This is a genomic window from Anaeromonas frigoriresistens (assembly GCF_016820655.1).
In the GTDB taxonomy this organism is placed as follows: Bacteria; Bacillota; Clostridia; order Tissierellales; family SIT17; genus Anaeromonas; species Anaeromonas frigoriresistens.
Map to the genome: position 1 here is coordinate 1 of NZ_WSFT01000052.1, position 11,810 is coordinate 11,810.

At 30.6% G+C, this 11,810-nt stretch carries 14 protein-coding genes, 1 tRNA gene and 1 other RNA gene; 2 read left to right on the plus strand and 14 right to left on the minus strand.

The genetic code is table 11. The annotated features are described in order from the left end of the window. Window positions 1–504 precede the first annotated feature (504 nt). The 12 genes from GOQ27_RS13875 to GOQ27_RS13925 form a co-directional block, all read right to left on the minus strand. The gene (locus tag GOQ27_RS13875; RefSeq protein ID WP_203367482.1) at window positions 505–654 is read right to left on the minus strand and encodes a hypothetical protein; all 150 of its coding nucleotides are present in this window, start codon (window positions 652–654) and stop codon (window positions 505–507) included. Window positions 655–1,488: 834 nt separating this feature from the next. Beyond that, window positions 1,489–2,223: an ABC transporter permease gene (locus GOQ27_RS13880; RefSeq protein ID WP_203367483.1), complete on the minus strand. Its 735-nt coding sequence runs from the start codon at window positions 2,221–2,223 to the stop codon at window positions 1,489–1,491. Next, window positions 2,220–3,185, minus strand: coding sequence for an ABC transporter ATP-binding protein (locus tag GOQ27_RS13885; RefSeq protein WP_203367484.1), 966 nt, complete (start codon window positions 3,183–3,185; stop codon window positions 2,220–2,222). The genes GOQ27_RS13880 and GOQ27_RS13885 overlap by 4 nt, the downstream gene beginning before the upstream one ends. A gap of 97 nt (window positions 3,186–3,282) precedes the next feature. Then, window positions 3,283–3,408: a hypothetical protein gene (locus GOQ27_RS17370; protein ID WP_286673037.1), complete on the minus strand. Its 126-nt coding sequence runs from the start codon at window positions 3,406–3,408 to the stop codon at window positions 3,283–3,285. Between the two features lie 27 nt (window positions 3,409–3,435). Then, the gene (locus tag GOQ27_RS13890; protein WP_203367485.1) at window positions 3,436–3,741 is read right to left on the minus strand and encodes an ArsR/SmtB family transcription factor; all 306 of its coding nucleotides are present in this window, start codon (window positions 3,739–3,741) and stop codon (window positions 3,436–3,438) included. Window positions 3,742–4,107: 366 nt separating this feature from the next. Continuing rightward, the gene (gene recR, locus GOQ27_RS13895; protein ID WP_203367486.1) at window positions 4,108–4,707 is read right to left on the minus strand and encodes a recombination mediator RecR; all 600 of its coding nucleotides are present in this window, start codon (window positions 4,705–4,707) and stop codon (window positions 4,108–4,110) included. Window positions 4,708–4,767: 60 nt separating this feature from the next. Continuing rightward, complete coding sequence (locus GOQ27_RS13900; protein WP_203367487.1) at window positions 4,768–5,103, minus strand: YbaB/EbfC family nucleoid-associated protein; 336 nt, start codon at window positions 5,101–5,103, stop codon at window positions 4,768–4,770. 24 nt (window positions 5,104–5,127) lie between these two features. Next, window positions 5,128–6,798 carry a DNA polymerase III subunit gamma/tau gene (dnaX, locus tag GOQ27_RS13905; protein ID WP_203367488.1) on the minus strand — a complete coding sequence of 557 codons (1,671 nt, stop codon included), beginning with the start codon at window positions 6,796–6,798 and terminating at the stop codon, window positions 5,128–5,130. Window positions 6,799–6,936: 138 nt separating this feature from the next. Continuing rightward, window positions 6,937–7,201, minus strand: an RNA gene (gene ffs, locus GOQ27_RS13910) — signal recognition particle sRNA large type. 13 nt (window positions 7,202–7,214) lie between these two features. Next, window positions 7,215–7,307, minus strand: a tRNA-Ser gene (locus GOQ27_RS13915). A 211-nt stretch (window positions 7,308–7,518) separates the two neighbouring features. Beyond that, window positions 7,519–7,983 (minus strand): hypothetical protein, encoded by a 465-nt coding sequence (locus tag GOQ27_RS13920; RefSeq protein ID WP_203367489.1) that lies wholly within the window; start codon window positions 7,981–7,983, stop codon window positions 7,519–7,521. Window positions 7,984–8,036: 53 nt separating this feature from the next. After that, window positions 8,037–8,450 (minus strand): YtxH domain-containing protein, encoded by a 414-nt coding sequence (locus tag GOQ27_RS13925; protein WP_203367490.1) that lies wholly within the window; start codon window positions 8,448–8,450, stop codon window positions 8,037–8,039. 123 nt (window positions 8,451–8,573) lie between these two features. On the opposite strand from GOQ27_RS13925, the gene GOQ27_RS16985 reads away from it, so the two are divergent. Both GOQ27_RS16985 and GOQ27_RS13935 read left to right on the plus strand, forming a co-directional pair. Then, on the plus strand, window positions 8,574–8,840 hold the full coding sequence (locus GOQ27_RS16985) for a DUF2179 domain-containing protein (protein ID WP_350445922.1): 267 nt from the start codon (window positions 8,574–8,576) through the stop codon (window positions 8,838–8,840). 176 nt (window positions 8,841–9,016) lie between these two features. Then, window positions 9,017–9,451, plus strand: coding sequence for a hypothetical protein (locus GOQ27_RS13935; RefSeq protein WP_203367491.1), 435 nt, complete (start codon window positions 9,017–9,019; stop codon window positions 9,449–9,451). Window positions 9,452–9,483: 32 nt separating this feature from the next. On the opposite strand, the gene GOQ27_RS13940 is transcribed toward GOQ27_RS13935, so the two are convergent. Next, window positions 9,484–9,870 carry a DUF4879 domain-containing protein gene (locus GOQ27_RS13940; RefSeq protein WP_203367492.1) on the minus strand — a complete coding sequence of 129 codons (387 nt, stop codon included), beginning with the start codon at window positions 9,868–9,870 and terminating at the stop codon, window positions 9,484–9,486. Window positions 9,871–10,063: 193 nt separating this feature from the next. Beyond that, window positions 10,064–11,527: a nicotinate phosphoribosyltransferase gene (locus GOQ27_RS13945; RefSeq protein WP_203367493.1), complete on the minus strand. Its 1,464-nt coding sequence runs from the start codon at window positions 11,525–11,527 to the stop codon at window positions 10,064–10,066. Window positions 11,528–11,810 lie beyond the last annotated feature (283 nt).

Consider the following 11,810-nt stretch of genomic DNA (forward strand, 5'->3'; position numbering starts at 1 on the left):
CCTACTTTGTCATAATTATCATTAAGTAAAATCTACTATTTAATCATTTTACTGCGTAGTTTATAAAAATTGCGAACTAAAACTGTGTCTTCTAATCTTAATTAAGGAATAATACCAAATCCAACAATAATTAATATACAGAATATAAATAAAACTATGTTTCCGCCAAATCCTATCTTGGATAAAAGCCTAATAATTTTATTTTCTTGTATATTTAAAGGTTTAATGTACCGTTTTCCTAATGCCGAGTAAATAAACAATAGAAATAAATTCAAACTACTTGAAACCATTATTGGTAACCATTCAGAATCGCTTATTCTTAACTCTACTATCCACGCATATATGCCAAAAATAAGTAATAAGCATGATAAAATAACTAAGGTTATTCTAACAAATTTAATAATCTTTCTGATAATAGCACCTCCTAAAATTTATAACTTTTCTTTTTAGTTTGTTGCATAATTTATAAATGAAGTGGCATAAAATCAAAATATTATAATCCAATTATTTGTTATATTTCTTCTTATTTCTTTCCCATGAAATATTCATACCAATAATAAAACCTATACAACCACCAATTAATCCAGGCAATAATTCTCGCCAATCATTAAGTCCATCTCCTATAATTTCTTTAATGATTGCACCTGTTATCAAAAATGATATAACAAATATTATAGTATTTTTTAGCAAATATCTGAATTTGCCTTTTTGTATTATCTTTTCCCATTTTTTTTAGACTTTTCTTTTTCAATCTTTTAAAATAGTTTTTATAGCTTATCATATTACCCTTCTCCCCTAAAAAAACTCCAATTAAATTTTCAGAAACAAAATTTCACCACATGTTTTATCGTTATTTATATAAAATTATATCATTAATTGTAAAATTATTCTAATTATAGCAGTAAATAAAGTTATTAAAATTTTAGATTCGATAAGATAAAGTTCATCCAAAAGGTAGAGGCATGCAAGTATGTACATCAAATAAAGATCTCCACAAAATTAAATATAAATTTTTCATAATAATCCCCCTCCCCCACTCATTTTCTCATTCGTCTTTTCTCGACAATTTTCAACATTTCATCATTATTACCCTTGTTTTTACCCTCTTTTCCTTAATCCTTAACCCTTCAAACTAAAAAAAAGTAAATAAAGTCTTTTCAGAATTAAGGGATAAGGAGTAAGGTTTAAGGGGGTGTTTTTATCTATTTGTCTTTTCTATTTTCTTTTCTATATAATACTTCAATATATTAGTTTTAAGGCATTCTATTCTTTTCTATTACTTCTTTTTCTATTTATTTTTTCAATAAAAAAACATGCTTTTAAAGGTATTTTAATTCCTCTAAGAGCATGTCTTGTGATAAAAGTTTATTTTCAGTTATAGAACTTTGTTGTTGCTTTTTCTTTTTGATAGGACTTTAAATTGTTTATACATAGTAACAGTTTTAAGGCACAAAGATTAAGTGGATTGTAGTGTTATTTTTAATTATATTAATAAATCCACTTTTCTTTAATGTTCTTTACACTAATGCTAAATAATAGCAATGCAAATCCAAATAAGACTAAAAAATCACCCCATATTGGTATAACTCCCACACCGTTTATTGTTGATTTTAATATATCTGCACCATATGTTAATGGTAATACATAAGACAATGGTCTAATAATAATAGGCAAACTGTCTATTGGAATAAAAAGACCACATAAAAAAATCATTGGGAATCTAAAAAAATTAGAAAATGTTTGGGCTTCAAATACCTCACTAACAGATACTGCAATAAATAATCCTAGAAATGTAGATGTAATGGCAATAAGCAATACCCCTCCAAAAACTATCAGCCAGTTAATGCCTGTAAGGTCTATCATAAAAGATGCAAATATAACAGGAATAAAGGCATTAATAATGCCAAATAAAATTGCTCCAGTCGTTTTTGATAACATCAAGAGATTTAAACTAATAGGTGCTAGTAGAAGTCTTTCAAAGGAACGACTTTTTCTCTCAAAGGTAATAGTTACTGCTAACATGGAAGTAGTTCCAAATAATATTGACATTGACATAACTCCCGGTAATATATCTCTAATTCCCAATGTGGACTGTGACTTAATAAAGAACATTAATGTCCAAGCCACCGGGAATATAATACCCCAACTAATATTAGGTGGTTTTAGATAATAATTTTTCATATCTTTTTTTAATATATTCCAATATGCTGTCCAAGACCTCATTTTTTACCCCCTTCCTTATCTTTATTCATTTTTGAAACCTCTATTCCCGTTATTTTCACAAAAACTTCTTCCAATGATGGTTTTACTATCTTGGCTTCATAAACATTTAATCCTTTATCATCAAAATATTTCATAAGTGGCATTAGACTTATATTTTCCTTTGAATACAATCTAAATGTATTATCATTAGTAATTTCAAACCTATAACTTGGAAATTCTTCTTGAATAACCCCTTTTATGTCTAAAACTCCATTTTCTAAGGTAAATTGTACAATTTTTTCCTTCTGTACCTCTTGCATTAGTTCATCAATTGTTCCTATTTTAACTATTTTGCCTTTGACAATAAAGGCAATTCTATCACAGAGTCTTTCTGCTTCTTCTATGTAATGAGTTGTAATAAATATAGTTGTTCCATTGTTATTTAAATCCTTAAGTAATTCTCTAATTTGTCTTGCACTTTCAACATCTATCCCTGTTGTTGGTTCATCTAAGAAAAGAATTTTTGGATTATGAATAATTCCTGCAGCAATTGTTAATTTTCTTTTCATACCCTTAGAGTATGCTTTAAACGGTTTTTTTCCTGTATTATCTAAACCAAATTGCTTCAAAAGATAACTTGCTCTCTTTTCTCTTTCTTCTTTTTCCATTCCATATAAAGATGCACAAAAACATAAATTTTCAAATCCATCCATTTCATTATATAGATTACTTTCATCTGGTATTATTCCCATTATTTCTTGAGCCTTTTTCATCTCTTTTACAGCATCTATTCTAGAGATATTAATACTACCCTCTGTAACTTTAGATAATCCAGTTAACATGTTAATCGTTGAAGTCTTACCTGCACCATTAGGCCCTAAAAATCCAAATACTTCTCCTTTTTTTATAGAAAAACCTATATTGTCAACAGCAGTAAAATCTTCATATTTTTTTGTTAAGTTTACAACCTCTACTATATTCATGTGTACACCTCCTAGTTTGTAATATCAATTATAATTCACAGTAATATACAGAGTTCCTTATAGTAAAAGGAAACTCTGTATATGCTTGAACTATAAATTATTTATCATCTTTACAGCAAGAATGTTCCTTTTCATCACCATGGCATTTTTTTATCTGCTCTGGACTGCACTCTTTATTTGGGTCTTTCCTTCTTTCTGGATGTTCACAATTAACCTTACACATTCTAATTACACCCCCTTATTTAGAAAATTATTCTATAGACTTATGACTGTTTTTATCTTCTGTTCTTTCTAGTTCAGACATTTCCTTTATGCTTTTTGATACTTCATCAAGGATCTCCTTGTTTACGGTATAGTGAGTATAGTATCCTATTTTTTCTCCCTTTACTAACCCCACTTCCCTTAATACTTTTAAATGTTGGGATATTGCTGCCTGTGATAGATTAAGCCTTTTAGCCAAAGCCTTTACACAGAAATTGTGTTGTAAAAGTAGATTAATAATTCTATATCTTTTCTCATCAGATATTGCTTTTAAAACCTCTAATATTTTTTCCATAGTTCACCTCTAAATCTAATTAAGTTAATACTTAAATAGATTATAATATATTAATCCATTTAAGTCAACACTTAAATATAATGAATCTATAAACAAAACCCATATCTTTAAGATATTTGTACTCTTTAAAAGTATGGTTTAGATAAAACTTTTCTTCCATTTTATCTTCTGTATTCATTGTAAATGCTTTAGTTCAAAGGATAGATTTAAGGAGAAATGGTTAAGGAAAGCATAAGAAAAAACATGCTTTTAAAGATATCTTTTGATTCTTTAATAGCATGTTTTTGATAAAAGTTTATTTTCTGTTATAGAACTAATTTGCATAATGATAAGAGTTTATTTGATTTATACAGGGGAGGGTTCAAGTTAGAATTCTCTCCTACCTTCTAAGGCCTTTGATAAGGTTACTTCATCTGCATATTCTAAATCTCCACCTACTGGTATACCATGGGCTATCCTAGTAGTTTTTACACCCATAGGCTTTACTAGTTTACCGATATACATAGCTGTTGCTTCTCCCTCTATATTTGGGTTTGTAGCTAGTATAATTTCCTTTACGGTATCACCCTGTAGTCTATGAAGTAATTCTTTAATTTTTATTTCCTCAGGACCTATCCCTTCCATTGGTGATATGCTTCCATGAAGGACATGATATAGTCCGTTATAGTCTCTAGTTCTCTCCATTGCCACGATATCTTTAGGGTCTTCTATAACACAAATAATAGATTCATCCCTTTTTTTGTTAGCACATATACGACAAGGGTCTATATCTGTAAGATTATAACAATTACTACAATACTTTATATTCTTTTTAGCTTCAACAATAGATCTTGCTAAACTATTAGCATCGGAGGTATTCATATTTAATACATGAAAAGCTAGTCTCTGAGCTGTCTTCTTTCCTATTCCTGGAAGCTTTGCAAATTCTTCTATTAATTTAGCTACTGGTTGAGCAAAATAATCCATACTTTCACCTCCAAATTAAGTACAACATGGTAAAAGGGCCTAAAAAGGCCCTTAAATAAATTACATTAACCCTGGAATATTCATTCCTCCAGTTACTTTGGACATTTCACTAGTTACCATTTCTTCTGCTTTTCTTAATGCTTCATTGGTAGCAGCAAGAATAAGATCTTCTAACATTTCAACATCATCCGGATCAACTACTGCCTCGTCTATATTAACAGATAAAACTTCTTTCTTTCCGTTAACTTTTACTGTTATAGCTCCTCCACCAGCACTAGCTTCTACTTCCTTCTCTTCTAACTCTGCTTGCATTTTAGCCATTTTCTTTTGCATTTGTTGCATCTGCTTCATCATGCCACCCATATTTCCCATTCCTTTAAATCCACCTTTTGCCATTGATAATTCCTCCTTAATTCATATTTAATCTTCAATTTCTACAAGGTCTTCTCCGAAAACCTTTATAACCTCTTCTGTTAAACTATCTTTTATCTCACTTTTATTATTTACTTCACTTTCCATTATAAACTTCACAGTAAGATCAGAGTTTAAAAAGCTATTAGTGACATCTTCAATATACTTTTTATTATCATCTTTATTCACTGCATCCCTATGGAATCCAAATCCATCTTTAAAGACTATATACAAAATATTATTATTTATATCATGAGGACTCCCCTCTGATAATAGAGCTTGAACACTGATTCTTTCTGTTTTTATCTTTTTAAGTATATCTGGCCAAACCTTTATGATATCCTTCATTGATACAGCTACATTATTATTAGATTCTTTAACCTCATTGATATCTTGACTATTTTCTTCTATAACCTTTGTTTCCTTAGGTTCTTTTTTATCTTTCTTTTCTAGCTCTAAAGGTTTTTTATCCTCTACTTGCTTTTTATTCTCTTGAACATTAGAAGAGGTTTTACTTATTACTATATTACCCTTTTTTATGGTGTCTTCTAACATACTTATCCTAGATAATATTGAATCTAGAGAATTATCTAATTCTGGTGATGCTATTTTCATTAGAGTAGTTTCTAATATTATCCTAGGTTGTGAAGACCATTTACTACTTATCTCTGCTTCAGATAATAATTTTATTATTGATATTATTTTATTTAATGTTATATTCTGAGATTGTTGTTTAAACTTATGTATCATCTCTTCTGTACCATCTATTATATCATTTAACTTATCCGAAGATTTAGATACCATTAAATTTCTAAAATGACTTATTAAATCCTTTATAAACTGATGAACATCCTTACCCATTCCTACTAACTCATCTACTGTTCTTAAAGACTCTTCGAGATCATTGGCAATAATATAATCGGACATATCGAATATAATATCGTTATTTACTGTTCCTAATATAGACAGTATATATTCATATGTAATAGAACCATCAGCAAAGGAAACACATTGATCTAATATACTTAATGCATCCCTCATAGCACCATCTGAATTCCTAGCTATTAAGTTAAGTCCTTTTTCTTCTACCTCTATGTCCATTTTGTCAGAGATACTTTTCATTGCATTTACTATATCCTTTACAGTAAGTCTTTTAAAATCATACCGTTGACATCTTGAAAGGATAGTTGCAGGTAGCTTTTGAGGCTCTGTTGTAGCTAATATAAATAATAAATGTTTTGGTGGTTCTTCTAGAGTTTTAAGTAATGCATTAAAAGCTCCTTTAGAAAGCATATGAACCTCGTCTATTATATAGACTTTATACTTCCCCTTAGAAGGTGGATACTTTACTTTCTCTTTAAGATCTCTTATATCATCCACACTATTATTTGATGCAGCATCCATTTCTACTACATCCATAATATTATCATCTAATATTCCTCTACATACTTCACACTCATTACAAGGGTTTCCATCTTCATTTCCTATACAATTAACTGCCCTAGCAAATATCTTAGCTGTGGATGTTTTTCCAGTACCCCTAGTTCCAGAGAATAAGTATGCATGGGCTATATTATCCCTTAATATCTGATTTTTCAGTATTGTAGTTATATGCTCTTGTCCTATTACATCATCAAAGGTTCTGGGTCTAAATCTCCTATATAAAGCCTGATATGCCATTATCTCACCTTCATTTATATATTCTTTTATCTTCTTAATTATTATACCAAAATATGTTTTTAAAATCTAATTTCAATAAATCTTTATGCAACAAAAAGCTATGGATATCCATAGCTTTTTGTTAAAATAAATTTTAAGCCGTGAACCTAGAATCGACATAACCAACCAGGCGTTACCTAGACAGTTAGCTCGGATCAGGCATCCCTACGGCACACGAAAGTGTTCACTTACCGCTGCTTCCTTCCGGACCTGACGGGGTTCATGAATTTCCGTTGCGTAGGACCCAATCGTCAACACCACTTATCTAGGGCAGACCCTAACAGATTAGGCCTCAACTAGGACTTCGACCCTGCTATAGCGGATTGCAGGTTACAGGGCACCGCTACCTCCCCATCTATCACGGCAAATCTTTATAATGGCGGAGAGAGGGGGATTCGAACCCCCGAGACGGGGTTGCCGCCTACCCGCTTTCCAGGCGAGCGCCTTCAGCCAGACTCAGCCATCTCTCCTTGTTTTTTATTGCTGTCAATTATCCGTCGACAAGTATATATTATATAGAAGATCTTATAATATGTCAACCTACTTACACTCATTTATGTCTTGAAATCATTTCCATAATAGCTTTTTTTTAGTATTATTTATTTTTTTCTTTATCCTCGTAGGACTTATCATTGTATCATGATTTTCATTTTTGTCAATATAAATTATCAAAGTCAAAGGCTAGGCCTTTGACTTTGATAATCTACTAGTTGCTACTTTTAATATTTCCGTTATTATCTTTATATAGGTTGTCATACTTGCACTGTTAGCCCTTACTGTTTCCACAGTATCTTTAACACCTTCTTCCACTGTGTTTATTGTTTCTCCAGCCTTTTCTACAGTTATTCTGGCCGTCGTAGTTATACCTTCTACATCTCTAACTATGATAGGTACAGATTGAGATACATCATCTAGAGCATACTCTACTTCCCCAGTAATACTGTTGACATTTTCCATTATTTCTGGAAGATGTTTAAGAGCATTATCCATATTCTCTTGATTATCTTCAATTAATAATTTCACATTTTTTAATACTCCAGCTAAGTTTTTAAGTACCATTATAAGGAATATACCTACACCTATACCTACTAGAGATAATAAAATAATAAATAAGTCTTTTACTGATATAACCGCTTCTATTGCCAACACCTCCTAAAGCTCTGTTTATTAATAAATTCTACTTATAAAGTCAGAATCCTTTATTTTTTATTCTTTTCTTCTATTTTCTCTATATCTTTTTGCGTTTTATCTATTGCATCTTTTGTCTCACCTAGTGCTTCTTTAGTTTCATTTACATTCTTTTTAGTATCTTTCACTGTTTTTTTAAATCCATCAGTAGTTGCTTTAACTGCTTCTTTTGTCTCATCTAGTTTAAGTTTTAAGTTTTCTTTAGTTTCGTTGGCTCTTATTTTAACTGTGTCTTTTGTATCATTAGCTTTATTAGCTATATCTTCTCTAGTTTCTTTACCAGATTTAGGTGCAAATAATAATCCTGCAAGGGCTCCTATTGCTCCACCAATGGTTACTCCTTTTGTTAAATTCTTAGCTGCAGCTTTCTTTTTCTCAGCTTCCTTTCTTAATTTTACTTCTTCCATCATAGCTTTAATAAACATATAACACCCTCCTATTAATTTCATGTATTTATTTTCGGTTATTTCATTTTATACCCAACACATAGTATTATTAACATTTATTTAACAGTATTAAAAAAAGATGGTGATAAGATAATCAAAGGAATTGATACAAAAACTAGTGATAATAATTACAGATTATTCAAAAGAACATTCTGTTTCTTTGATAGAAAAGTTAAAAGAGGAGTTACTTTTCTAGAAGGAGAAGGTGACTATACTCGTACCCAACAAAAGGTAATAAACTGTATGGGATCTACAATACAATTATTTGTAGTTAAAAATTTATTTCCTGTTATTAACCCTAATATATTTATGACAGTTATGGATACATTAGAAATTCGTGGTAGTGGATTTAATAAACCGGTATTTTAGGAAAAAATAGAGCCCTTTTTTGAGAACTGTTACGCATAGTATCCCAATAGGGAGTTTTATTTTGTATATAATCTCTTATAATTAAAATTTTTTTAATAAATGTAAATTATTAATAATTTTTGCCGACATATATAATGTAATTCCAAATTATACTAATTAGAAGGGAGGAAGTTTGATTGAGAGTTTCAGGGGTTAATAACTTAAATAGCTATTACTTAAAACCAAATACTACAAAAATAGTAGATAATAATGATAACTTTGAAGTAAAAAATATCTCACATCTAGAAACAGATAAAAATGATGATATTTGGAAAAGGCTTGGAGAAAAATATGATGTAACAAATGCTACATTTGAAGAAATATGTGAGATAGGTAAAGAACTTTATAAAGCAAAGGAGATTACACTTCTTGAACTAGGACACCTTACTCTTGATTTATCAAGACTACCAGGAGTTAAGGAGAATAGTTTCATATACCAGTTCTATAAAGGGAGAAAGAATTGGATAGAAGCATTTAAAGATAGAGCTAAAAATCAATTATCTTTTGGGAATATGTCAGCATATCATGATTTTATGAAATGTGCTCAGTATTTAAGAAGAATTGAAGCATAAAACTAGAGCATCTTTTAAAAGATGCTCTAGTTTTATCTTATTATAATAGAGTCACTATAAGTATTCCATGGAGCATTTTCTGATGTCGCTTGATAAGTAAATTCCCCTCCTGTTTGACCACTAGCATCCCAATAATGTAAAAATACATCAACTATTGAATCTCCATTTGTATCTATATCTTCTGTTCCTATATAATCTAATTTAATTCCATTTAATTTTGCAATACGACTGCTCTGTCTACTATACCCATAGTCTGCCGTTACTATATAAAATGGGTCTCCACCATGATCTTCAACTGTCCTGATTTGATCATAATCTAAATATTCGTACTGTCCATATTGTTCTGAACCTACTGCATAAACCATTACATCTGTCAAAGGTGCCGCAGGTGCTGCAAAACTAACTGAACCAACTGTCAATAAAACCTCCCTAGTAAGAAATCAATCATTCATTTTACTTAGACTTCGTCTCTAACTTACTTCAGGTTCTGCCTCATAGTTGACATCCTTGTCTTAGACTAACACCTATATCAGCTTCTATGTTAGGGGCTTTCCCATATAGATTATGTCCAGATAGACACACTAAAAAAAAGATGGTGATTAATCACCATCTCTATCTTTCTATTGAATGCTTATTTAATAGATCATCTTTTATTTTCCAAAGTCCATGGGATAAATCTACATAATATTTATGAGGATGTTCAAATCTCAATACTTCTTCCCATAAAGTATCTATTTGCTCCTTGCAAAATTCTTTGATACTTATTACATCTGGACTTTCATATATACATTTTCCTTTGTCAAAAATCTTTTCTAGTATCTTTTCCGCTCTAAAATTTGTTACTTCTTTTCTTTTCCACGTATATAAAGGATTAAATAGTTCATATGCTTTACTATCGTCTATTTTTTCACCTTCTACTGTTATTAAATCAGCTATAGCCTTTCCACTATCTCTATCATATAACCTATATAGATCCTTCGCTCCAGGGGTCGTTATTTTTTCCACGTTTGCACTTACCTTTATTTTAGGTGTAATTTCTCCATCTTCTTCTACAGCTACTAGTTTATAAACTCCACCAAAGACAGGTTCAGATTTTGATGTTATAAGTCTTTCCCCAACACCAAAAGAATCAACTTTTGCATCTTGTAATATTAATTCACGAATAATATATTCATCTAAAGAATTTGATGCGATTATTTTACAGTCTTTTAATCCAGCTTCATCTAACATTTTTCTTACAATTTTAGAAAGATAAGCAATGTCTCCACTATCTAATCTAACCCCTTTAGGTCTATAACCTTTTGATACTACTTCTTCTTTAAATACTTTTATAGCATTAGGCACTCCTGACTTTAGTACATCATAGGTATCTATTAGAAGAATACAATTATCTGGATAGGTCCTAGCATATGCTCTAAAGGCATCTAATTCAGTTGGAAATAGTTGAACCCAACTATGAGCCATTGTTCCAGTAGCAGGTATATTGTAGTCCCTATCTGCTATTATACATGCAGTTCCAGCACAGCCTCCAATATAAGCTGCTCTAGCTCCTAAAATAGCACCATCATAGCCTTGAGCTCTTCTAGAACCAAATTCAAGTACTGGTCTCCCTTCTGCAGCTCTTACTATTCTATTAGATTTAGTAGCTATAAGACTTTGATGATTTACAGTTAAAAGAATCATAGTTTCAATAAATTGAGCTTGTATTACTGGTCCTTTTACCTTCACTATTGGTTCCCCTGGGAATATAGGGGTACCTTCTTTAACTGCCCAAACATCACATTCAAAGTTAAAATCTGCTAAATAATCTAAAAATTTGTCGCTAAATATTTTCTTATTTCTGAAATACTCTATATCTTCCTCAGTGAATTCTAGATTCTTAAGATATTCTATTAATTGCTCTACACCTGCCATTATGGCAAATCCTCCACCATCTGGAATCTTTCTGAAGAACATATCAAAGTATGCTATTTTGTCTTTTAAACCATGCTCAAAGTATCCATTTGCCATAGTTACTTCATAAAAATCTGCAAGCATCGTGAGGTTTTTTCTCTCTTGCCAGTCAATTCTTGTCATTGTTATTCTCCTTTATATATACTTTTTCTAATGTTTATATGAAAGCGTTATCTATATATATCCTTATGTTATAATTATACATTTTAATTGAAATAATTCAACGGTTATAATATTTACACAAAAAAAGACATAGGTATATACCTATGTCTAAAGTGTGTGTATGTATTATATGTTTATTTGGATGCTCATTTCTAATAGTGAATTTAATTCTACTACTCCCCGTGTTTCTAACGGTGGAATCACTTCTGCTACTTCTAATCTTCGTGTTTCTAATGGTGGAATC